This window comes from Nannocystis pusilla, from assembly GCF_026626665.1.
GTDB lineage: Bacteria > Myxococcota_A > Polyangia > Nannocystales > Nannocystaceae > Nannocystis > Nannocystis pusilla.
Genome location: NZ_JAPNKE010000002.1, coordinates 5163043 through 5186872 on the forward strand (window position 1 = coordinate 5163043; position 23830 = coordinate 5186872).

The 23830-nt window shown below is 72.1% G+C and carries 16 protein-coding genes and 1 pseudogene; 10 read left to right on the top strand and 7 right to left on the bottom strand.

Annotated features, from left to right (window positions below; genetic code table 11):
• Positions 1-150 precede the first annotated feature (150 nt).
• The 4 genes from OV079_RS22840 to OV079_RS22855 all read left to right on the top strand — a co-directional run bounded on the left by OV079_RS22840 (position 151) and on the right by OV079_RS22855 (position 5367).
• Positions 151-2121, top strand: a complete 1971-nt coding sequence (locus OV079_RS22840; RefSeq protein ID WP_267770974.1) for an ATP-binding domain-containing protein — start codon at positions 151-153, stop codon at positions 2119-2121.
• 892 nt (positions 2122-3013) lie between these two features.
• The gene (locus OV079_RS22845) at positions 3014-3748 is read left to right on the top strand and encodes a cytochrome P450 (RefSeq protein ID WP_267778618.1); all 735 of its coding nucleotides are present in this window, start codon (positions 3014-3016) and stop codon (positions 3746-3748) included.
• 16 nt (positions 3749-3764) lie between these two features.
• Entirely contained in the window at positions 3765-3977 is a 213-nt protein-coding gene (locus OV079_RS22850) for a hypothetical protein (protein ID WP_267770975.1), read from the top strand.
• A 316-nt stretch (positions 3978-4293) separates the two neighbouring features.
• On the top strand, positions 4294-5367 hold the full coding sequence (locus OV079_RS22855; protein WP_267770976.1) for a terpene synthase family protein: 1074 nt from the start codon (positions 4294-4296) through the stop codon (positions 5365-5367).
• Between the two features lie 247 nt (positions 5368-5614).
• Here the strand turns inward: OV079_RS22855 and OV079_RS22860 are convergent, their stop codons facing one another.
• Entirely contained in the window at positions 5615-7003 is a 1389-nt protein-coding gene (locus OV079_RS22860) for an ankyrin repeat domain-containing protein (protein WP_267770977.1), read from the bottom strand.
• A complete protein-coding gene (locus OV079_RS22865) occupies positions 7000-7320 on the bottom strand; it encodes a hypothetical protein (RefSeq protein ID WP_267770978.1) in 321 nt (106 codons plus the stop codon). Before OV079_RS22865 ends, OV079_RS22860 begins: the two co-directional genes overlap by 4 nt.
• Before the next feature lie 839 nt (positions 7321-8159).
• Here OV079_RS22865 and OV079_RS22870 point away from each other — a divergent pair.
• Entirely contained in the window at positions 8160-8645 is a 486-nt protein-coding gene (locus tag OV079_RS22870; RefSeq protein WP_267770979.1) for a hypothetical protein, read from the top strand.
• Positions 8646-8814: 169 nt separating this feature from the next.
• Here the strand turns inward: OV079_RS22870 and OV079_RS22875 are convergent, their stop codons facing one another.
• Positions 8815-10557 (bottom strand): hypothetical protein, encoded by a 1743-nt coding sequence (locus OV079_RS22875; protein ID WP_267770980.1) that lies wholly within the window; start codon positions 10555-10557, stop codon positions 8815-8817.
• Between the two features lie 168 nt (positions 10558-10725).
• On the opposite strand from OV079_RS22875, the gene OV079_RS22880 reads away from it, so the two are divergent.
• Positions 10726-10905 (top strand): hypothetical protein, encoded by a 180-nt coding sequence (locus tag OV079_RS22880; RefSeq protein ID WP_267770982.1) that lies wholly within the window; start codon positions 10726-10728, stop codon positions 10903-10905.
• A 191-nt stretch (positions 10906-11096) separates the two neighbouring features.
• Complete coding sequence (locus tag OV079_RS22885; RefSeq protein WP_267770983.1) at positions 11097-12629, top strand: hypothetical protein; 1533 nt, start codon at positions 11097-11099, stop codon at positions 12627-12629.
• A gap of 87 nt (positions 12630-12716) precedes the next feature.
• On the opposite strand, the gene OV079_RS22890 is transcribed toward OV079_RS22885, so the two are convergent.
• From OV079_RS22890 to OV079_RS22900, 3 genes and pseudogenes are all read right to left on the bottom strand, one after another.
• A complete protein-coding gene (locus OV079_RS22890; protein ID WP_267770984.1) occupies positions 12717-14144 on the bottom strand; it encodes a serine hydrolase domain-containing protein in 1428 nt (475 codons plus the stop codon).
• A 163-nt stretch (positions 14145-14307) separates the two neighbouring features.
• Positions 14308-15609: an Hsp70 family protein gene (locus OV079_RS22895; protein ID WP_267778619.1), complete on the bottom strand. Its 1302-nt coding sequence runs from the start codon at positions 15607-15609 to the stop codon at positions 14308-14310.
• A gap of 309 nt (positions 15610-15918) precedes the next feature.
• Positions 15919-16826: pseudogene (locus tag OV079_RS22900) on the bottom strand (LysR family transcriptional regulator); the annotation flags it as partial.
• Between the two features lie 95 nt (positions 16827-16921).
• Here OV079_RS22900 and OV079_RS22905 point away from each other — a divergent pair.
• The gene (locus tag OV079_RS22905) at positions 16922-17980 is read left to right on the top strand and encodes an NAD(P)-dependent alcohol dehydrogenase (RefSeq protein ID WP_267770985.1); all 1059 of its coding nucleotides are present in this window, start codon (positions 16922-16924) and stop codon (positions 17978-17980) included.
• Positions 17981-18507: 527 nt separating this feature from the next.
• On the top strand, positions 18508-18885 hold the full coding sequence (locus OV079_RS22910) for a hypothetical protein (RefSeq protein ID WP_267770986.1): 378 nt from the start codon (positions 18508-18510) through the stop codon (positions 18883-18885).
• 359 nt (positions 18886-19244) lie between these two features.
• Here OV079_RS22910 and OV079_RS22915 read toward each other — a convergent pair whose 3' ends face one another.
• Positions 19245-19652, bottom strand: a complete 408-nt coding sequence (locus OV079_RS22915) for a hypothetical protein (RefSeq protein ID WP_267770987.1) — start codon at positions 19650-19652, stop codon at positions 19245-19247.
• Between the two features lie 603 nt (positions 19653-20255).
• On the opposite strand from OV079_RS22915, the gene OV079_RS22920 reads away from it, so the two are divergent.
• The gene (locus OV079_RS22920; RefSeq protein ID WP_267770988.1) at positions 20256-23762 is read left to right on the top strand and encodes a CHAP domain-containing protein; all 3507 of its coding nucleotides are present in this window, start codon (positions 20256-20258) and stop codon (positions 23760-23762) included.
• Positions 23763-23830: the final 68 nt, after the last annotated feature.

Sequence of the window (23830 nt, forward strand, 5' to 3'; positions counted from 1 at the left end):
CCTCGCTCACCCATCATTCGAACGATATCACATTCCCTCCCGCCGACCAGCCCGCGCATCGTCCTGCCCGCCGCGGCGCCGCGGAGGATCCGCACCTGCCCTGCCCGGGCCCTCGCTCGCGCGGACCGACCGCGGTGTCATGTTTCGCCCATGACTCGATCGCTCGCGCCGCCGGAGTCCGACCTGCTCGCCGAGGAGCGCCGCGTCCTTCGCACCCTCGCCGCCGCCCTGCCGGAGGCCCGCTACTTCGGCCGTCTGCGGGTGCGCACCTCCGCCGGCGAGCGCGACGTCCTCCTCGCCGATCGGTCGTGGCTCGGCGACGAGCTGGCGCTGATCGACTGGCGCACCGCCCCGCTCGCCGAGGTCTTCTTCACCTGCGACGTCGGCGACGACTACGAGCTCGAGCGCGACGATCGCCTGCTCCGCGGCGTCGTCGTCCGCCGCCACCTCGTCCACCTCCGCGGCGGCGAGCTCGTCGGCATCGACCTCGCCGATCGCCGCCTCCGCCGCGACGACGCCGACCGCTGGCTCGCCGACGACCGCCCCGGCCCGCGCCTCGCCCCGCGCCCGCCCGCGAGCCGCACCCGCCCGCTCTCGCCCGCGCGCGTCGAGCTCGACCCCAACCAGCGCGCCGCCGTCGAGCTCGCGGCCCGGCGCTCGCTGCTCGTCCTCGGCGAGGCCGGCTTCGGCAAGACCACCGTCGCCCTGCACCGCCTCGCCTTCCTCGCCCGCGCCGCCCACGAGGCCCGCCGGCCGTTCCGCGCCCTCATGCTCGTGCCGACCCCTGGCCTGCAGCGCCTGGCCGTGCGCATGCTCGCCGAGCTCGGCGTCCCGCGCGTCCAGGTCGACACCTTCGAGCGATGGGTCACCGCCCAGGCCCGGCGCCTGTTCCCGCAATTGCCGCGCCGCCTCAGCGAGCACGCCGGCCCCGGGGTCCGCACATTCAAGCGTCACCCCGCATTGCGCGACATCCTCCCCCGGATCGTCGCCGGCACCGCCGCCATGCGCGAGGCCCAGGCCGGCTACCGCGAGCACGCCACCGGCCTGCGCGACCTCCTGCTGCACCTCTACGGCGACCGCGAATTGCTGGCCGAGGCCGCCGCCGCCGCCCCCGACGAGCTCGGCCCCGCCGTTTTGAGCGACGTCCTCGCCCACACCAAGATCCAGTTCAGCGCCACCACCGAGCGGGCCATGAGCCACGTCGACGCCGAGCGCCTGCAGACCCTCGACGGCCGCCCGATCGACGCCGGCACCCCGCTCGCCGACGCCGACAGCATCGACGTCGAGGACTTCGCGGTCCTGTTCGCCCTGCACCGTCGATTCACCGGCGGCGACCGCACCCCGCACGGCGCCCTCTCGCATTATCAACACATCCTCCTCGACGAGGCGCAGGAGCTGGCGCCGATCGAGCTCGAGCTGCTGGCCCGCGCGGTCGCCCCCGACGGCACCGTCACCGTCGCCGGCGACGAGCGGCAGCAGGTCGACGCCTCGACCGCCTTCGCCGGCTGGCCCGCGGTCCTCGCCGAGCTCGGCCGCGATGATGCCACCACCGCCGCGCTCACCGTCAGCTATCGCTGCCCGCCGGCCATCGAGGACGTCGCCCGCGCCGTGCTCGACCCGACCCGGCGCCCCCGCGACATCGCCCACCGCGACCACCTCCTCGTCACCCGCCACGACAGCCCCTGCCACCAGGTCGCCGCCCTCACCGACGCCCTCCTGGCCCTCACGCGCGACGACCCGCACGTCCACGTCGCCGTCGTCTGCCGCCACGTCGAGACCGCCCTGGCCCTCCACGGCGCCCTCGCCCGCGCCCTCCCGGCCCGCCTGGTCGTCGACGACGGCGAGTTCCGCTTCGCCCCCGGTATCGAGGTCACCACCGTCCAGGACGTCAAGGGCCTCGAGTTCGACGTCGTCGTCGTCCCCGACCTCGACGCCGCCACCTACCCCGACCGCCCCGACGCCCGCCGCGCCCTCTACGTCGCCACCACCCGCCCGCTCCACCGCCTGTGGCTGGCCAGCGCCGGCCCGAGGTCGCCGCTGCTGCCGGCATGGCTCTCGGACCATGTCCGAGAAGACATGTCCTCCGCGACCGCCCCGCCGTCCGAGCGCCGCGCCTCGTGAAGCCTGTCCCCGGGGACATCTCACTCCGGGCAGCACGCATCGACCCCCGCTGACCGCACCCGGGCGCGCGGAGGCGATCGGAGCCCGCTCCCGCCTCGGCAGCGGGCGAGCCCTGCGGATCCGGCTCACCCCGCATCGCTTGACGAAACGCACGGTCATTGACAGGACACCGTCCCCGCGCCGACGAGGCCCGACGCGCCCTCGTGGGGCTGGCTCGCCGCGCGCGCGGCCCCTCGTGCAGCCTGCTACGTTGCTCGCGTGCCGCAGCCCGACGCCCTCCCGCCCCGCACTTTCGGCCTGCCGCTCGTCGGCAACACTCTCGGGATCATGCGCGACCCGATCGACTTTCAGCGCCGCGGGCATCGCCGCCACGGCCCCGTCTTCTCCGCGCGGATCTTCGGCACCACCCTGACCTTCGTCGACCCGGTCGGCGCGCCCCAGCTGTTCGAGCAGGTCATTCGCACGCCCCCCGATCAGCTCAGCCTCGTCGCCGCCTACAAGCATCTGGTCGGGCGGATCCTCGAGCCCGAGCTGTTCACCGAGATCGACAAGTCGATGCGCGAGGGCCTCTCGGTCAAGTACATCGGCAAGCACGTCGCGCCCACGGTCGCCTTCGTGCCGCAGGTGCTCGCGCGCCGGCTGCCGGGCGATCACGGCACCCTCGACGGCCTGCGCATGGCCAACGACGTCGTGCTCCACGTCGTCGCCCACTACGTCCTCGGCCACGGCGGCGCCGAGCGGCACGCCGACGAATTGGCCGAGGCGATGCACGTGCTCGAGAGCGACTTTAGCATCCTCGGCATGATGCTCCCGATCGAGACCGCCTCGGCGCGGCGCCGTCGCGCCGCCTTCGACCGCATGATGGGCCTCATCGAGGCCGAGGTGCGCGCGCCTGGCCGACCGCGGCGAGCACGACGATTTCCTGCAATTCGCCATCGATCACATGTCCTCGGGCGAGGGCGCCGAGAAGGACGACATCCGCTGGCTCGGCCTGCGCGTCCTCGGCACCATCTTCGGCGCCCACACCAACACCGCGATGTCGGTCGCCTCGACGCTGTCCGACCTGGTCGAGCACCCCGAGGCCCTCGCCCGCGTGCGCGCCGAGATCGCGGCGCTCCCCGCCGACGCGCCGATGGACCTCGCGGCCATGCGCACTCTGGTCCACCTGCACCGCGCGATCAACGAGAGCATGCGCCTGCGCAGCAACGGCGGCCTGTGGCGCATGGCCATGTGCGACCTCGACCTCGGCGGCTACAAGCTGCCGAAGGGCACCGTCGTCGGCGCCAGCATGGGCCTCGTCAACCTCGACCCCGCCCGCTACGACGGCTCGCACGAGTATCGACCCGCGCGCTTCGAGGCGATGGCCACCGACAATTACCAGAGCCCCTCGGTCGGCTCGACGCCGCTGCAATTCGGCGCCTTCGGCACCGGCCGCAACCTGTGCTCGGGCCGGCCGCTCGCCTACGCCATGCTGGCCGCGATCCTCGTGCCCCTGCTGCGCGACTACGAATGGGAGGTCGTCGCCCGGCCGCGGCGATGGTTCACCCTGCTCACCGGCGGCCTGTCGCGCCCGATCGGCGGCCTCACCCTGCGCTATCGTCGGCGCGCCTCGCCGCCCCGCGCTTGACCGCGCGCGAGCGCGTGTGGGTGGTGGCGCCGAGTTCTACGGCCCCGACGAGGACGCCGGCCGCCCCGTCGCGGTCCGCTACCGCTGGACCAAGATCGACGCCGACCACGCCCGCTGGGAGCAGGCCTTCTCGTACGACGGCGGCGCCTGGGAGACCAATTGGACCGCCGACTTCACCCGCGCCGACCCGGCGAGCGTGTGCGAGGCCGGCCGGCCGAAGCGCCAGTGAAGCATTCGCGCTGCGTGCCGGCGTCATGCAGTCCATCGGCGTGCGCCCTCAGCACCGCGAGTCGCCCGAGCTCCGAGCGATCGGTGTCACCCTCTCGACGGCTCACGCCAGCAAGGGGAGGACATCGCGGTCGCGATCACGCTGCGGGCGAACCTCGAGCTCGCAGGTTCGCCGCGGCTCTACCCCGGCCCGCGTTCGCCGACGCCGACCGCCTTCCGCCGCCGGCGGTTTCACCTCGCTCACGGAATCTCGTGCCAGCTCCTGCGAGCATACGCCGCTGATCCGTTGCCGTCCTCGCGGTCGCTGATTCGGCATCATGACTGGCATCGACTTCGACCTGGGGACCGTTCGTGGCAATCGCTTGACCGGCACGCTCGTGCGCATGGAGGTGCCCGGCCACGGGCGCCCCGCGCCGCTCGGCACGCCCGCCGAGATCGACGCCAGCGAGGACGAGTGTGTCCGCTGGGCCGAGCGGATCGGCCTCATCGACGCCGCCGGGCGCTACGCCGCCAAGTTCCGCCTGTCGCAGCTCGCGGCCCTGGCGGCCCACACCCTGCCCGACGTCCGTCCTGGCCGGGCGCGGTGGTTCATCCGCCTGCAGGCCTTCATCTTCACCCTCGACGACGCCCTCGACAACCTCGGCGACATCCGCGTCGGCGCCGACTACCTCTCGCACGCGCAGCTCGCCCCCGTCCTCGCCGCCTTCCAGCGGGCCCTCGCCGGCCTGCCCGTCGATCCGGCCCTCGATCGCAAGGCGGCCGAATTTCCGCGCTTCTCCGCCTTCCGCGCCGCCCTCGTCGACATCCGCGCCGAGGCCCTGCAGGGAGGCGGCGACCTGCGGTGGTTCGTCGCCAGCATGCGCGACTACTTCGAGGCCATGACCTGGGAGCACTCGGCTCATTGCGACGCCGCGTATCGCGGCACCATCTCCACCTATTTGTGCAACCGCGAGCAGACGATCTCCTATTTGCAGTCGCTCGAGTCGTTCCTCCTGCTCAAGCGCGTCGACCTCACCGCCGCGCAGCGCGAGCGCCACCCCGTCGGCCTGCTGCGGACCGGCGCCTGCCGCCACGTCATCCTCGTCAACGACATCTTCTCTCTGGCCAAGGAGCTGGCCTGCGCCGAGCTCGACAACGTGCTGCTGCTGGCCGAGCGCCGCGAATCCAGCCTGCGCGCCCGCTTCCACGCGCTCCTGCGCGAGGTCAACGCCCTCGCCGTCGACCTCGCCCACGTCGCCCGCGCGCTGCTGGCCGCCTACCCCGACGAGCCCGCCATCGCCGAGTACGTCGAGACGATCGTCAACAGCGTCAACGGCCACATCGACTGGTACGCCCACAGCCGCCGCTACGGCGCCCGCGTCGGCACCCTCGCCCTGCGCCCGGCCGGGTGACCAGCGGCGGAGGGCAGCGCCATCGATTCGACATTGCTTCGACGCGCCGCGATTCACGAGCCGGCGCCGGATCGCTCCGCGCGCCGCAGCAAAAGACAAGTCGCCGGACCGACGACGCTTCGCCTCGCTCGCCGCGCCGCGCTCCGCAGAGTCCGCACTGGGTCGAGCGCGACCGCCTCGTCGGTGAGCAGCCAGGGACTGGTTGCCGGCAGACGACGCTGCGCTCGTCGACGGCGCCTCACCTCGCTCACCGCGACTTCGTCAGCTCGGCGAGGGCCGTGCGCCCGTCGCTGCGGTACACCCGGCCGGCCTCGTCGTCGTAGCGAAAGCGGTCGCGGAACCGCGCCAGCGGCGAGATCGTGAGCAGCTCGCGGAACCCCGCCGCCACGCGCTCACGGAGCCCCGCGTCCGAATGCACCGCGAGCGCCACCGCGACCTCGCGCGCCTTCCAGTCGCACACGTGCAGCGCCAGGCTCGCGCCGTCGACCGTCCCCACGAACCAATATTCGAACGTCGACTTGTACTCGTCCCCGCGGTCGTGCGGCGGCCCGACCAGGTGCTCGAGCTTCGCGCGGACCGCCGCGATCGTGTCGCTGCCGAGCCCGCCCCACTCCGGTCCGGGCACCTGCGTCATCTCGGCCCGGACCCCGCCCGGCTGCGGCGTGAAGCGGATCCCCGCCACCTCGTAATGGCTCGCGCGCGCCTGCGTCTCGTCGATCCGCGCCTGCCACATCGCCAGCGCCGGCGCCTTCTCCGACGCGACGACGACGACGGCGTCCGCGTCCTCGACCGCCACGGCGCCGGCCACCTCCAGCCACTGGGCGATCCAGCGCTCGCCGCGGTCCGCTCCCGGATCGCTGGTCACCACGCGCGCGAGCGCCAGCGGATTGCGCCCGTTCAGGCGACCCGCGTTCGCGTCGGCCCCCGCGCGCAGCAGGTCCTTGATGAAGAACGTCGACGCGTCGCGCTCCATCGCCAGGGCGATCGCGTGCAGCAGCAACGTCGACCCGTCGGGATAGCGAGCGTTCACGTCGGCCCCCGCCGCGATGGCGGCTGCCAGCATCGCGTACTGCCGGTTGCGGCCGAGCGCCAGGAGCAGCGGCTCGCCGTGGCGGTCGCGCGCGTTCACGTCGAGCCCCGACGCGATCAGGAGCTCGAAGACGACGTCGTCCGGCGCGCCGACGACCGCCCACGTCAGCGCGGCGCTGTCCGTCACGCGGGCCCCCGCCGCGAGCAGCTGGCGGACCACGCTGCGGTGCCCCTGCGCCACCGCATGATGGAGCACCGAGCGCACCTCGCCCGACGAGTACCGGGCGCCCGGCTCGAGCGCCGCCGCGGCGTCGACTTCCACCCCCGCGGCCAGCAGCGCCGCCACGCTGTGTAGCCTGCCCCTCGCCGCCGCGCGCACGAGCAGCCAGTCCCGGTCGACCTCCGCGTCGGGCAGCAGCGCCGCCAGCACCTCGCCGGCCCCCGCCTCCGCGGCCGCCAGCGCGAGCTGCTTGCGAGCCTCGGCGGTGAGGCGCTGGACCGCGGCTGCCAGCCCCTTCGTGGCCCCCGCCTCGATCGCCAGTTGCACCGCGGCCGACGCCGACTCACACGAGTCGGCCGCCACGAGCGCCGCCTCGGCGCGCTTCACCGCCGCCGCCGTCGCCTTCGGCCCCAGCTCGACCGGCCACTCGATCGCCTTGCGTAACTTCTCGACGTCCGGCGCGGCCGCGGACCCTCGACCCGCCCGGCATCGACGATTTGGGCCATCGCCACGCGCAGCACCTCGGGCACGAACTCGCCGAAGCGCACCGCGCACCCGATCGGCTCGATCACCGCCACGTGCTTCGGCTTGTGCTCCCAGCGGAGCAACCGCGCGTCGAACGTCACCCCGCTCTTGGTCGTCAGACGGACCCGGCCGTCGGCCGCGCTGAAGATGATGATTTTCGTCGAGACATCGCGGCCCATCGCGTCGACTCCGTGCGGCCTCCGTGCTCGCACGCCCGCCCGCCGCAGGCAAGCGCGTCTTCCCGGCGAGGCCGCAGACGCGACCCCGGCCGAGTCGGCGCAGGAGCACCCGGACGGCCCTTTCACCGGACCTCTCCCACGGCCCCCCACGGCTCCTGACGACCGCCGCGGAGATCGTCCTGAGCGACCGCGAGCCGGCGCGCGTCGGCCATCACTTCGACCCCGGCACGCTCACCGAGGCAGCGAAGCCGAGCTTGAGGACACCGATTCGGGTGACCACGTGCCTACCGGTCCCGCGCTGGACAATCGTGATTGACGACGGGCCCGCCGAATGGCCATTCCCGCCGCACTGCGCACTCATCATTCGCCAAGACTCGGCCGAATATGCACACCGAGCGCATGGCAGCTCGCCGCTCTTGTCGTGCCGGTCACCGCTGACGCGCGGTCAGGACGGCGCGCCGGCGACTGCCGCGCCGCAGCCGCGCGAGCAGTCGATGGATTTTCATTCTTTTAAAGAGAAAAGACCTACGAACTCGAGTTCGCGGGCGGGGAGGAGGGACGACGACACGGGCGCAGCGCCGGCGTCGACGTGTTCATGGTAGGGCCGTCGGCGTCGCGGCTCGATCGGGATGCTCACGCAGCGTCCGTTCCCCACCGCGGCCGCTCGTCGAACACACCGCATGGGCTTCCAATCGGCGGAGCGTCGCCGGTGACTGGCATCGAACTGCCGGCCGGATCACCCGGACCCGCCGCGAACCTCGGACACAGTGTTCGGCGTGATGGTACATGACATTCGGAACAAGCTCATTGCGCTCGCCTCCACCCTTTCGCTCACCGGCGTGCTGGCGACCTCGGTGGCCCTGGCGGCCAGCGTGCACTTCAAGGGCGGCCCCAACGCCGGGCCGAGCTTTCGTGACACCGGCCTGACGCTGCGCGCCAGCGGGGCTCTCGCGGGGCTCGGCAACGAGGACCTCGTGATCCGGCTGGTGGCCACCGGGGACGTGACCGCGACCTGCACCAACCCGTCGGGCACCACGCAGCCGCCGGGCCAGAACCCCGCCGAAGTCGTCCTGACCGGTTTCCAGCCGATCCCCGCGTCGGAGATCAAGAACGGCAACGTGTCCTTCGACGTCAGGACCGAGGCGCCCGATACCCCGATCCCGGGCGCCCCCGACTGCCCCAATCTGAAATGGAGGGAGGACATCCAGGACGTCAGCTTCACCAGCGCCGTGCTCACCGTGGAACAGCCCGAGGGCAACGTCGTGCTGGAGCTCGACTGCACCTTCCCCGGCGGCACCGACGACGGGGCCGTGGTCTGCGGGTGAGCAGACCGGCGTCCATTCGTGGACCGGCGAACCGTCGCGCCTGCGCGACGGTTCGCGCTCCCGAGTCGACCCGCGATCAGGGGCCGGATGCCCCTGATCGTCGGTCACGGCGCCTCGCCCGCCGCGGGGCTGACCGCGGCCGATTCATCGTCGTCGACGCGCGTGGGACCTACTGCGGCCAATCGCGGCCGGTCGGGATCGTGAACTCGATCCCGCCCGACACCCCGCCCACGAAGAACGGCCGGGCCGTCATCGCCCCTGCGAAGCCCTGGGCCACCAGCGACAGCCACGGCGTCAACGACACTCGCGCGCCGCCGTTCACCGTCATCACCCCGGCCGGCGCCGCGCACGGCTGCGGCCCCTGGGCGCACGTCATCGGCCCGATCGGGATCAGCGCCCCGAACGACGCCCCGACGTACGGGCGGAACACCTTGTGCGGGCGGTAGACCCGCTCGTAGCGGGCCATCGCCAGGATATAGCGCCAGCGCGGCCCGTAGCCGGCGTATTGCGCGTAGGCCACCTCGAAGCCGACCTCATGCACGTAATTCACGCGACCGAGCACGGTCCCGCCGAGCGCGTAGCCCTGCGGGATCCACCGCGGCTGGAAGCCCACGCTGATGGCCTTGCGATACGAGCGGCGGTCGATCAGGCTCCGGCCGATCTGGCTGTCGACCGGCGGTGGTTCGCCCGCGGCCGCCGTCGAGAACGACGGCAGGCTGGTGCGGTCGCCGCGGCCGAGCCGCCGCGAGGCTCGCTGGACCGCGCGGATCCGCGGATACGCGTCCGCCGACAGGCTCGAATGCGTCACCAGGAAGCTGGCCGCCGCGCGCTCCTGGGCCGCGACCGGCACCCCGCGCAGCTCGAGCAGCACCCGCAGGTTGTCGTAGTCGAGGATCATCCGCGCCTCGCTCTGGCGCAGCGCCGACGTGTGGTCGCGCCAGCGGTCGCACTGCTCGCGCGCCTGCGTCAGGTACGGATTGTCCTGCTCGATCGCCGCCAGCGTGCACCACGCCTCCGTGTGGCGCTCCGGCGTCGCTCGCCGGTCGGCCTGCACCTTGACCGCGACGTCGTAGGCCTGGTGGGCCGCCAGGCTGCCCGACAGGTCCATCGATTGCACCTCGCGCTTGTCCAGGTCGGGCGGCCGGAGGAATTGCTGCGGTCCTGCCAGCGCCTCCGCGTGGGCCGAGATCGGCGCCACCTCGAGGCGGATCGGCGCGGTACAGACATTGCGGCGCGGGTCGTCGGCCGCCGCCACCTGGGCGCACGCCTCGAGCATGTTCGGCGGCGACTCCTTGAGCACCTCGATCGTGTCCTCCGACGCCCCCGAGAACGCGGCCCCGCCGCCGTTGCGCGCGCTGTCCTCCACCGACGACAGGCGAAACGCCCCCAGGCTCACGCCCGTGACCACGTGCGTCGCGCGGGCGCACTCCGGCCCGCCGCTCAGCTCCGCCGCCGTGTACGCCGGCCGCGGCGCCTCGTAGCGGCCGACCACCACCATGTCGAGCTCGAGCGCCTCGCCGCGCTCGACCCGTCCGCCGAGCTGCGCCAGCCCGAGCGGAATATTGATCAGAAGTTCGTCGAGCGAGCCGATGTGAATGCTCTGCGAGCCGGTCGTGGTCTGCGCATACGAATAATGCCCGGGCGCCGTACAGCCGCGCAGCACCTCCATCGCGCAATCCTCGTAGCGCACCGCGACCACCCCGCGCAGCAGCCTGGCCTCGAGCTCGGCCGCGTCCATGCCCGACCACTCGACGATGAGCGGCTTGTCCGGGTCCTTCACCACGCTGCAGCGCGACTGCCCGGCCGCCTCGAGCTGCGACGCAGTCAGATCGCCGGCGTCGCGCAGGCCGCTGCGCGAGCACCCGACCGCGAGGAGGAGCAGGACGGCGAGAAGACAGCCGGAGCGTCTCATGGCGCGGAACGGCAGTATTCACGATGCCTCGACCGCGCGCACCTCGAACCTCGCGTCCTCCCGGCCGGCCCCGCGCCGCCGCCAGGGCAACGTTCCTCACGGTTCGCCGCATCCGCGCGTTTTCGCCCCTGGCCGCTTCGGGCCCCTGCGCGGCGCGGCTGGATCGCGATGCCGCTGCGCACCGACGATCCGCCGCAGCTGCGCCGCCTCATCCGCGACGGAGCGCTGACTCTGACCGTCGGCTGCGCCCCGTGGAGCGACTGGTGCACCCTCGAGCTCACGCGCGCCTGCGAGGACGTCCTCGCGCGCTTCGCTGTCGGCCGCGACGACCTGTCCTTCGAGACATAGTCACTCACGACCGCCCGACCTGCTCCATCGACATGTCCTTGAGGACATTCGCAGGCTCACCGGCCGACTCCCATCGACCTGTCTTTCAGGACATTGACCTCGCACGGCCCCCGGTGCTCACCGCGAGCGCCGGGACGACCTCGCTCACGGGCGGTAGACGCGCCCCGTTCCCATGTGCGAGCGTCTCGTCGGTGACCGACTGGACCGACCTCCCGGACTACCCTCGCACCTTCGCCTCGCAGTGCGCCCCGTGGGGCAGCATGGTCCGGCTGGTCAACGGCGTGCGCGACGTGAAGGGCGGCAAGCCCGTCATTCTCTCGGGCGGCAAGGCCTTCCTCCAGCGCCTCGAGGCCGACCTCATCGCCGGTCGCCCCGGCGCCGCCGACGTCGCGACCCTCGTGAGCGGCGTGCTCGAAGCGAACGCCCGCCACATCGACATCGTCGAGTGGTGCCGCGTCAAGGGCGACGAGCTCGACCTCTCCTTGCGGGTCTACGGCACGCGCGGCGGCCAGCGCCTGCACCTCTCGCTGCTCGGCCCGGTCGGTCGCTACGCCGACCAGCCGCTGCCCGAGCACGCCCCCGTGAAGAAGCCGCGCGCAGCCGCGAAGCGAGTCGTGACTGCGCCTGCGCCCGCCCCCGTTCCGGTCGTCACCGCCGCTCCACCCGCGGCCCCGCTGGTGCTGCGACCCGTCGTGCCCCACGCTCGCCCGAGCTACGGCGACCCGCTCGCCCGCGACCTCGACGGCCGCATGCACCTCGTCGTGCGCCTGCCCGACCACGACGTGTGGGCGTGCATCGATCCGTCCGGCACCGTCACCACGACCCCGATGACCACCCGCGAGGTCCTGCGCGCGACCGACGTCGGCGCGCGCACCCGGGCCATGAACGCCAGCGTGTACACGACCGCCGCCGGCCTCGTCTGCATCGACCACTACGAGAACGCCAGCGGCGAGCAGGAGCGCGTCGGCCACCGCGGCCTGTGGCACGCCGCCCGCCGCGGCCTGTGGAGCTCCGACTGGACTCTCGGCGTGTGCGACGATTGGTTCTTGCGCGCCATCGTCCACGACGGCAAGGCCACCCTGATCGGCGTCCAGCTCACGACCGGCAAGAAGACCCGCGTCCGCCTGCCCGAGGGCCTCGACCTGCGCGGCGCCGCCGTCGATCGCAGCGGCGCGGGCGACGTCCTGCGCCTGCTCCACGGCACTTCCGAGGAGCGCCACATGCACCTGCGCCCCGGCAAGACCCTCGAGCTCGAACCGGCCACCGCCCTCGCCCACGGCCTCGAGGGCCTCGTCCAGCCGGTCGCAAACGGCGGCTGGGTCGTCGCCGCCGACCGCCGCCTGCGCCTCGTCCGGCCCGACCGGACCGCCGTCGACCTGTTCACGCTCCCCGCGACCTTCACCGCCGCCGACTACCGCCCGGGCAACTACCCGAAAGTCACGCAGGTCGGCTTCGAGGCGCCCGCCTGGCTGGTCGAGCTCAACTTCATGTCCGAGAGCGGCCCGTGGTGCCGCGGCGCCCTGGTGTTCACCGCCGACGGGGCCGTCCGCAACCTCGCCTTCGTCGACGCCGCCGGCGTGCTGCAGCTTGGCGCCGCGAGCCTGCCGCTCGGCGAGGGCGAGCACGCCTGCGGCTACGCGGCCGGCCCCACCGGCGACCTCGCCATCGCCCTCGCCCTGCAGGACGGCCTCTCCCTGGTCTGGTCCCCGCCGCGCACGAGCTGAGGTCAAAACAATCGCCCAGGGCAGGCGCGCCGCATCTCGCGGCGCGGCAACTCGGCGCATTCGTCTTCTGGCCGATGGACGGGGCGCTCACCCTGCGGGCAATCGCGCGCCGATGAACTCGGCTGCGTTGACGGCCGCCGGGTGCCCGCGGTTGCACAGCACCACCGTCGCGTAATCGCGGTAGATCGCCAGCTCGCCGTTGACCCCGGGTGCGCCGCCGCCGTGCCCGTAGAAGCTCGCGCCGTTGCGGGTCCGCACCGCCATGCCGAGGCCCCAGTGCGCCGTCCCGGCCGCCACTCGCGGCTCCGTCATGGCCGCGAGGGTCGACGCCCCGAGCAGCGCGCCGCGGCGCAGCGCGACGACGAACGCGTGCAGGTCCTCGACCGTCGAATAACCGCCGCCGGCGGGCAGCCCCGCGTAGGGCGGCAGCGCCTTGCGACCCGTCGCCCCCGCGCCGGTGTACGGAATCGCAGTCGCGCCCGCGGACGCGAAGCTCGGCGACGTCGCCGGCATCCCCGCGGGCCCGAAGATCCGCTCCTGCACCACGACATCGTAGGGCTTGCCCGTCACGCGCTCGAGGATCGCCCCCAGCAGCACGAACCCGTAGTTGCTGTAGCCCCACCGCGACCCCGGCTCGAACACCGGCTCACGCGCCCCGTAGAAGCGCACCAGCTCGGCGGTCGTCTTCAGCGCCTCGGCGTGGGCGTCGTACTGCGGCCCGAAGATGTCGCCGGTGCCGCCCGTGTGCGTCAGCAGCATCTCCACGGTCACGCGCTCGGCCAGGCTCCTGTTCGCATGGTCGGGCAGGTGCTTCGCCAGCGCGTCGCCCAGGTCCACCCGCCCCTGCTCCACCAATTGCAAGACCGCCACTGCGGTGAACATCTTGCCCATCGAGCCGATGCAGAACCGCGTCGACGGCGTCACCGGGACCGCCCGGGCGTCGTCCGCCGAGCCGTGCCCCACGCGGAGCAGCACCTGCTCGCCGCGCGCGACCAGCACCGCCCCGTTGAAGCGACCGGCCCGCGCCTCCTCGCCGAGCTTCGCCTCCGCTGCGGCCAGCGCCGCGGCCTCGCCCAGCCGCGGAATCGTCTCCTCCGCGGGAGCGCCGGCGAAGGCGATGTCGTCCAGCCTGTCCCGATCGGCCGCGGTCAACACCACCTTCGAGCGCCGGTCCCACGCGCGATCCTTCACCCACGCGGTGATCTCCTGCGGGCCCGTCACCTGCGAACGAAGCAGCTCGAAGCCTCCGGTGATCTCGCGGACCCCCAGGTCGTCGTCGACGTACGGCCGCACCGTCGGCGCGTGCGCCTCGACAAATTGTTTGTACGTGCGCAGGTCGGGATCGTTGAACGCCGCCAGCCAGCGCTCCAGCCACCCTTCGAGCACCGGCGGCGGTTCGCTCGCCGCGGGATGTGCCGGCTCGGGGCCAGCGGTTCGACAGGCGCCGAGCGAGGCCCCGGCGACCAGCCAGCCCGCGCCCTTGCCCGCGGAGACGAGGATGTCACGCCGCTTCACGAGGTGGCCGCCATCCTAACCCGCAGGACCGCGCCGGCCACGAAAATGCAGCGCGCCGCGCCCTCGCCGAGGTTCTCCGGAGAACCCGCTGCGGATCTTCCGGAGGTCGCAGCTCGCGACGTCCGTCGCACGGCCGACCCTCCTCGCAGACCGCTGGCGATGCTCACCCCCGGTCGGGGGCCGCCGCGCGCAGGGCCAGGCCCGACGCGATCGACATCAGCTCGTCGCCGCTGCGCAGCTTGCCCGCGCCGAAGCGGTCCTCGAACAGCGCGCGGATGACCGGCACGAACGCCGTGCCGCCGGTCATGAACACGCAGTCGACCTCGGCCGGGGTCACCCCGGCGCGGGCCAGCGTGTCGTCGAGGCAGGCCGCGATCGAGGCCGTGGTCGGGGCGATCCAGCGTTCGAAGTCGCGGCGGGTCACCGCCGCGTGGATGTCGATCTCGCCGTCGCTGAAGTCGAACTTCGCCTGCTTGCTCTTCGACAGCTCGACCTTGGTGCGCTCGACCGCCTTGTGCAGGTGGAACGCGCCGTTCGTCTCGATGATGTGCATCAGCTTGGCGATCCGCTCGGGGTGCCGCGCGCCGCGGCGCAGGCGCTCGAGCTCGGCGCGCACGCGGGTGCCGGCGAGGAACGGCAGGTGATGCCAGCGCGCCAGCTTGTAATAATACGAGTTGGGGATCAGCCGCTCCTTCCCCATCTCCACATAAGAATCGCCCTTGCCGAGCGCCGGGCACACGAGGTTCTCGATGAGCGCCGCGTCGAGGTCGTCGCCGGCCGCACCGACGCCGCCGGTGGCGACGATGTCGCGGGCGCGGTCGTCGCCGCGGCCCGTCGGGCCCATGCGCATCAGACAGAAGTCGGTGGTGCCCGCGCCGAAGTCGGCGACCAGCGCCAGCTCCGGCCGCGTCAGCGTGCGCTCGTAGTGATGCGCCGCCGCCACGGGCTCGAACTCGAGGCGCGCGTCCTGAAAGCCGGCCCGGCGCGCCGCCGCCAGCAGACGGTCGGCCGCCAGCGCGTCGGCCTCGGGCGTGGTCCCGCCGGCGAAGTGCACCGGCCGCCCGATCGTCGCCGACTCGAGCGCGACCCCGAGGTGCTGCTCGGCGCGCTCGCGCAGCCGCTGCAGGAACAGCGCGATCATGTCGTCGAGCCCGATCGCGTGGTGGGCCACCTGCGTGCGCCCCATCGACTCGGTGGTCAGGTGGGTCTTGAACGACTGCAGCAGCCGGCCCTCGCCCATGCATTCGAGGTAGGCCTCGATCCCCTCGCCGCCGGCCGTGTACAGGATCGGTCGCTGGACCTCCTGCTCGTCGGGCTCGAAGAACAGCAGCGTGCGCCAGCTCGGCGCGAGCGTCCCGAGCGTCGGCAGCTGCGCGAAGCGGACGTGGCCCTCGGCGTCGACGAGCGCGAGCGCCGAGCTCGAGGTGCCGAAATCGATCCCGACTCTGGGGGCGCTGGCAGGCATCGTGAGGGGCGGGTTTGTACCGCAACCGGCGGACCCGTGGCGCCTCCACAGCGGAACTCGCGGCGTCGGAATTCGCCGGCGCGCTCCTGGCGCCACACGCATCGCCCGGACACGTCGGCCTCGTCCGCGGCCGCGAGCGCTGGCCGCCCGACCGAGCGCTCGCGATTGCGACGGCGGATCTGCAGGGCGCGACGCGCGAGTCCCTCGCTCGCCGAGATCTCTTTCGCCAGCGCGTCGAGCCGCTTCCAGTCGCGTCGAGGGTCCGCACACCCTCGCGTGGAGCTCACCGCGGCGCCGCGCCCTCGCCCTCCTGCTGCGCAGCGCCGTGGTCACCTCGCGCGCGGTGTCGATGAACGCCCGCAGCGCCGGCGACACCTGGGCGCGGCTCGGGAAGTACAAGAACAGCCCCGGCACCGCCGCGGCGAACGGCTCGAGCACCAGGCGCAGGCTGCCGCGCCGGAGCTGCGGCAGGATCGTCGGCTCGAACGCGTAGATGAGCCCCAGCCCGGCCTCGGCCATCGCCAGCATCACGCGCTCGTCGTTGGTGGTGACGCAGCCCTGCACGGGGATCCGCCAGCTCTTCTTGCCGCGCTCGAGCTCCCAGGCGTAGAGCGCCCGCGTGGTCGACGAGCGGTAGCTGATGCACTCGTGCGCCAGCAGGTCCTTCGGGCCTCGGGCGCCCCGCGCCGCTTGAGGTAGGCCGGCGCGCCGGCGACGACGAAGCGCGACGGCTGCGTCAGCCGGACCTGGACCATGTCGCGCTCGATGAACTCCTCGAGGCGGACCCCGGCGTCGAAGCCCTCGGCGACGATGTCGCGGCGGAGGTTCTCGACCTGCACCTCCACCTCGACCTTCGGGTAGCTGGCGACGAACCGCGGCAGCACCGGCGTGATCACGAACGGCACCGCGATCGCCGGCACCGTGAGGCGCACCCGACCCGTGACCTCGTCGGCCTGCGCCGAGGCCGACTTGAGCGCCTCGAGCGCCTGCTCGACCCCCGGCCCCGCCTGCTCGAACAGCCGCCGCCCCGCCTCCGTCAGCGCCACGCTCCGCGTGGTCCGCGACAGCAGCGCCACCCCGAGCCGCTCCTCGAGCTGGCGCACCGACTGGCTCAGCGCCGACGGCGAGATCGCCAGCTCGGTCGCCGCGGCCGCGAAGCTCTTGCGCCGCGCCACCGCGAGGAAAGCGTTCAGGGCGTTCAGGGGCGTGAAGGCCATCGTGAAGATTTACTACATGGCGTGTTCGCATTCTACGCGTTTCCTCCGTCCGGGCCGGCGCCTACGCTCCCCAGCCCGAGGAGAGGAACGACCCCATGCTGAAGACCTCCGCCTACGCCGCTGCCCACGCGAGCGCCCCGCTCGCCCCTCACACCATCGAGCGCCGCGAGCCCGGCCCGCACGACGTGCTCATCGACATTCTCTACTGCGGCGTCTGCCACTCCGACCTGCACCAGGCGCGCGACGAGTGGGGCGGCGCCCTCTTCCCGATGGTCCCCGGCCACGAGATCGTCGGCCGCGTCGGCCGCGTCGGCGCCGAGGTGACGAAGCTCGGCGTCGGCGACCTCGTCGGCGTCGGCTGCATCGTCGACTCCTGCCGCGAGTGCGAGGTGTGCCGCCGCGACCTCGAGCAGTTCTGCGAGAAGGGCTCGGCGCAGACCTACAACGGCACCGAGATGGACCGCGAGACCCCGACCTATGGCGGCTACTCGACGCGGATCGTCGTCCCCGAGCACTTCGCCCTCAAGATCCCCGCCGGCCTCGACCCCGCCGGCGCCGCCCCGCTCCTGTGCGCCGGCATCACCACCTACTCGCCGCTGCGGCAATACGGCTGCAAGAAGGGCGACCGCGTCGCCGTCGTCGGCCTCGGCGGCCTCGGCCACATGGCGGTCAAGCTCGCGGCGTCGATGGGCGCCGAGGTCACGCTGCTCAGCACCTCGCCGTCGAAGGAGGCCGACGCGCGCCGACTCGGCGCCCACGCCTTCGCGGTCACGAAGGACGACGCGACGTTCACCAGGCTCGCCAACCAATTCGACCTCATCATCGACACCGTCTCGGCGCCGCACGATTACAACAAGTACCTCGGCACCCTGCGCGTCGGCGGCACGATGGTGCTCGTCGGCGTCCCGCCGGAGCCGACGCCGGTGGGCGCGATGGGCCTGATTTGGGGCAACAAGCGCCTCGCCGGCTCGGGCATCGGCGGCATGGCCGAGACCCAGGAGATGCTCGATTACTGCGCCGCGCACGGCATCGTCAGCGACATCGAGCTCATCCCGATCCAGCAGATCAATCAGGCCTACGAGCGCCTGCTGGCCGGCGACGTGCGCTACCGCTTCGTCATCGACATCGCCAGCCTCGAGCGACCGGCGGCGTGACGCACCCGGCCCCGTGCCGCCTCGTCCGCGACGGCCGGCTCGAGCCCCACGCTGCGAGACTGCGCGGCAACTCGCCGCGCATCGCGTCGCTCACCTGTAGGAGCCCGCGACGGCCGCGGGCCGCCCTTCGAGTCGCGCGCGGCGGACCGGACCGAGGTCGAGCACCTCGCTCGCAATTCGAGCGGGAGACCGCAGCTCTCGTCGCGTGCGCGACGTCCAATGGATGACATCCCGGTCGTATCGCCGGCGGTCATCGACTGCCCCGAGCCCGTTTCAAGCCGCGAGTTTCATTCCCAGGACGTCCCGCAAGTTCGTGGTCGCCGGCAAAAGCCGTCACGGTCAGGGGCTCGCACGCCCTACCGCCCCCGCGAAGCGTGAGCTTCATCATCCGCCCCTCATGGTCGGCGAACGCGGGCGAATGCCAGACTCCGAGCCGCCTCATCGGACATCTTCGGTGTCATGGGCCTTCGCGCCCGACGAGCACTGCGGATGTCTCTTTGCATCCAACCGCCGCTCTCGGAGAACCAATGCACCTACCGCGTTCGCTCCTCTTCGTCCCGTTCGTCCTCGCCCTCTTCGGCGGCTGCCGCCACAGCCCCACCCCGGAGCTCGTCGTCGACGGCTTCACGCTCAACCCCGACCCGTGGCTGGAGGATCGCCAGAAGATCGCCCAGCGAGCCAGCTTCGACCTCAATTGCCCCGCCGACAAGATCGGCCTCACGGTCCTCGCCGTCGGCGGCAACGGCATGTGGTTCGACGACTGGGCCACCCAGGTCGGCGCCTCGGGTTGCGACCAGCGCGTCGTCTACATCCGCACGCCCCAGGGCTGGGTCGCCAACATCGCCCGGACCGACGCCGCCCAACCGCCCCCGGCTGCTCCTCCGCCTCCTCCTGTGGTCCCCTGATCGGCTCCCCGTCGCTATTTCTTGCGACGATGATCTCGACGGTCCCGTCGCCCTCCGCGAGCCGTCGAATCGATAGAGCTCCTTTCGGCAATCGAAGGTCGCGGCGGACCCGTCGTATTCGCGGCGGGCGCCGCCTCGAGGCGCAGCCTTGCTCGCGCACCGCGCAGGCCGGCGGCAGCGAGCACGGTTCGTCGCCGCATACACTCGGCCGACGATGCCTCCTGGCCGACGACATGCGCGACCGCCACGTCATCGACAGCAGCAGCGGCGGTATGCTGGATTGCGGCGGCTGTCCCGAAGGACTGGAGTGCGGTGGCGGCGGCAACCTGGCGCACCCGGCGGCTTGACCGCTCGCCCTGTCACCCCGCTCCCGAGCGACCGCCGCGCCAGCAGCGACCACCACACCAGCTGTCGCGGCCGCCAGCCCGCGATCGTTGCCCCTCGGCCTCGGCGCGCTCGACTCGCGCGACCAGCTCGTCGACGCCGAGGGCCACGAGGTCGACCTCGGACACGCCCAGCAGCGCGGCGAGGAGCGGACGAGCCGGCCCCGGCACCACCGGCGCCGCCAGCTCGACGTGGCCCGTGCGTCCCGGCTCGTCGGCGAAGATCGCCGGGCAGAACAGGCCGCCCGGCTCCGGCGCGCCCGCGCGGACGTCGAACGTCTCCGACCTCGTAACCTGTCCCGAAGACCAGGAAATCGAGCGCTCCGCCGCTGCGGGAGTCAGCACGAGCTCGTCGCCGTCGACGACGACATCGAGCCCCAGCAAGCGACTGACGGCCCGCAGCCGCCGGAATCGGAGCGATGTCAGGGAAGCTTCGGGGACGATCACGCTCCCTCGGTTTTGGCGCGAACGGCCGGGCCCCGTCAACGCCGAGGACCCCCTCGGCATGGCGAACGGGCGCTGCGAACGACGCCTCACGGGGTCGCGCATCGACAGCGCCACCCGTCCTCGCCGTCGCGCTCGCGCACCGCCTCGCAGCGCGCCCGCACGCGCTCGCGGCCTTGACCCTCGCCCTGACGCTGCAATCGCCGCCCTGACTGCGATCGCCGACCACGATGATTCCCGAGCCCGCGGTCGAGCACGCACGCCTCGCGACGCGCGGACGAGCGCCGCCGATTTTCTCGATCGACCGCCGCGACATCGCAGCCGGGCGCCTGTCATCCCTCCCGGGACCTCGCGTCGCGCGAGCCGACACGCGCGCGGACGACCTCCGCTCCGCCTCATGTCGCCCCCGCGCTCCCTCCACTGACAAGACCGCGCCCGCGCCCCCACTGCCATCATTCGCCCGCCACCGCGCAGTGCTCACGATCGCCGGCGACGCACCATCCGCCGCCAATCATCCGGGCTCCACTCACGAATCGCACCCTCATGACTCGCAGCACCTCTCGCCTCACCATCACGCGCTGCGGCTCCGCCGCGCTGGCCGGCCTCGTCGCCGGCGCCGCGGGCTCCGCCGCTGCAGCCGACAAGGACAAGTTTTGCCAGGACCGGTGCCCGGACATCCCGCTGGCGGACAAGACCTGGACGCAAAAGACCGCGGGCGTCCAGTGCGTCGAGTACGCCAATTACCGCTCCGGGCTGGGCCACGGCGGCCACGCCTACACCTGGGCGGCGAAGTCCGAATGCAGCGCGACGCCGGAGAAGGACGGGGTGACCTGCGTCCAGCTCGACCCCGAGCCCGGCACGATCGTGGTCAGCAAGATCGGAGAGAACGGCGCCAAGGACTACGGCCACGTCGCGGTCGTCGAGTGCGTCGCCGGCGACTGGGCCAAGGTCAGCGAGTACAACTATTACAACGTGGGCGCCTACTCCGGCGACCGCTGCATCAACGTCCGCGAGGCCAAGGACCTCGGCACCCCGTACCTGTTCTTGCGCCCGAACGGCAAGACCTTCGCCCCCTGGGGCGAGAAGTGCGACGCGGCGCTGACGATCAAGCACGCCCTCATCCAGCCCGACGCGGCCGACGTCCGCAACGGCAAGGTCGACCTCGAGATCATCACCTCGCCGTGCAGCCGGGCCGAGTTCACCCTGCACCGCGAGGTCTACAAGAACACCCTCGGCCAGCGCCAGAAGCTCATCCAGCACTCGTGGTCGAAGAAGGTCAAGGACGTCCTCGACATCTACAAGGACAGCTTCGCCGGCGTCGAGCCCTGCTCCGAGTTCGTCTACACCCTCGAGCGCAAGATCCTCAGCGGCCAGGGCGCCGGCCTCGTCACGAAGTCCGCGCCGATGACGGGCGTCAACCTCGAGCCGCCGACGCACCTCACCGCCGACTACGTCGACAACGCCTACGGCCAGATCGTCCTGCGCTGGAAGTCCGCCTGTCCCAACTACGTCGGGCCCAAGCCGACCCAGTACGAGCTCGTCTACTCGCGCGGCGCGGGCGCGGCCTCGCAGCCGAAGCAATACCCGGGCACGGTCATCGCCGCCGGCGTGCAGGACCGCGAGCACAAGGTCACCAATCTGTTCGACGCCTCCGACTACCTCTTCTCCCTTCGCACCTTCAATCACGGCGACAGGTCGGCGACCGCCGCCGAGGTGACCAAGACCACCAAGGGCAAGAACAACACCGTCCCGCCGCCGATGCCCCAGAGGCCGCTCCTGAGCGAGCGCTGCCAGGAGGGCCAGCTCGCGGCCACCTGGAACGCCGCCACCGGCGCCGACAGCTACGAGCTCGAGATCACCGGACCGACCAAGGCCGGCAAGATCCCCGCCCCGACCTATCACAAGACCACGGGCACCAGCTTCAACCTGCCCGCCCCCGACGAGGGCACCTATAAAGTGCGCCTGCGCTCGTATCAGGGCACCAAGGCCGGCCTCTGGACCGAAACCCTCGCGTTCGCCCGCGACTGCGTCGCCGAGCCGCCGATCCTCAGCCCCCTCGTCAACGACGACTGCGTCGGCGTCAAGCTGGCCTGGACGCCCGACCCGGCGGCCACCGCGGCCCACCTCAAAGAATACGAGGTCAAGCGCCTCGATCCGGAGGAAGTGGCGGGTGCTCGCCACCCCGCTGGCGACAGTGCGCGCCTACAACGACATCGAGGCCCTGCCCGACAAGAAATACATCTATACCGTGCATGCGCTCTATCAGACGCCCTCCGGCAAGACCATGCGCTCGCCGGCGGCGCCGCTGACCCCTCCCGTGCAGCCGAGCAGCCCGCCGCGCAGCCCCGAGATCGAGAAGATCACGGTCCGGGTCGACAGGGCCACCGTGGAGTTCACCGACCACGCCGTCAACGAGACCGGCTTCCTCGTCAAGCGCTGGACCACCAACGAGACCGGCGCGCTGGCGCAGTTCCGCCTCGGCGGCAAGGCCGGCACCGGCTCGCTGTTTGCGATCGATCCCAACGTCCTGCCCAACGAGGGCGCCTCCTATCGCTACCGGATCTACGCCTCCAAGGGCGCCTGCAAGGACAGCGACACCACCTCCTCGCTGCCGATCGACACCGGCGCATGCGCGCCCCGATCAACCTCGCGGTCAAGGCCGACCCCAAGGGCGGCGGCACCCTCGTCACCTGGGGCGACGCCGTCCAGAAGACCACCAGCTTCGACCTCTACCGCAAGCGGCTCACCGACGCCACCTGGCAGAAGCTCACCAGCGTCGCCGGCAACGTGTTCTCCTACGTCGACAAGGAGAGCGTCGACGCCCAGTACTACGTCAAGGCCCTGCACGTCGCCGACCGCACCACCAGCGAGGGCCCGGCCGCGGCCCCGGTGACCTACCTGCGGCAGAAGCTCGCGGAGTGCCCGAAGACCACCGCCAAGCCCGAGCTCACGCGCGTGACCAACGTCGACGACCCGCGCCGCAGCAAGCTCGAGTTCACCGCCGCGGCCGCCCTGTTCGCCGTCACCCGCGTCGAGTCCTTCGACGTCGCCAAGTCCGGGCCGTGGACGGTCCTCCACGAGACCTCCGCCGCCGCCGGCCCGGTCGACGTCGACGTCAGCGCGCTCATGAACAAGCACGTCAAGCTGCGCCTCGTCGGCGTCGACAGGACCAACAACTGCCTGTCCAAGCCCTCCGCCGCCCTCGACGTCTACCCGCTGCCGACCCCGCTGCCGCTGCCCACCGTCCCCGCGCCCAAGGATTGCGCGCAGGGCCTCATGGTCAAGTGGATCGACACCAGCACCTTCGGCACCAAGTTCCAGGTCGAGTGGAAGCCGCACTACGCCGCCCCGTGGCAGCCGATGACGAAGGACAACTACTTCCGCGTCGGCAAGGAGGTCTGGCAGTGCCACACCCCGTTCCCGGCCGACGCCGGCAACACCTACCGGGTGCGCAGCACCTACCAGGTCAAGAACAAGCAGGGGCAGATGGAGCTCCTCAGCGCCTCGCGGTGGACCACCGACATCGTCGACGACGACCCCGCCGACAACGTCCTGACGCTCGACAACGGCACCATGGAGGCCATCAAGCCGGGCGGCCAGGCCGGCGACCGAATCATCGGCTGGGTCGCCCAGGGCGCCTGGGCCGAGCACAAGGGCGACCACGTGCGCCCCAACAACGGCGGCCTCGGCCTGCGCTTCGGCTACTACGCCGCCGCCTCCGAGTCGGTCAGCCAGAACACCCCGTTCACCTTCGAGGCCGGCAAGACCTACGTCTTCAAGGGTTGGGTCAACGGCGGCGGCGACGGCACCGGCAAGGTCCCGCTCCAGATCGGCTGGTTCACCGACCCCAACAACCTGGCGACCTTCAAGCCGCTCGCCAGCGAGACCTTCAACGCGAAGCATGAATGGGCCCAGGTCGCGGGCGCGAGCTTCAAGGTGCCGCCCGGGCACGCCGCTGTCGGCCAGCGAATCGCAGTCCGCCTCGGCTCCGGCGCCGACGGCGGCGCCTCCGACATCTGGTTCGACAACCTCACCCTGAGCGTCAAGTGATCGCGGGGCGTGCGCCCGGCCTCACACATGCCCTCAAGAACATGTCTTCAGCGCCATCTCCGATGGTG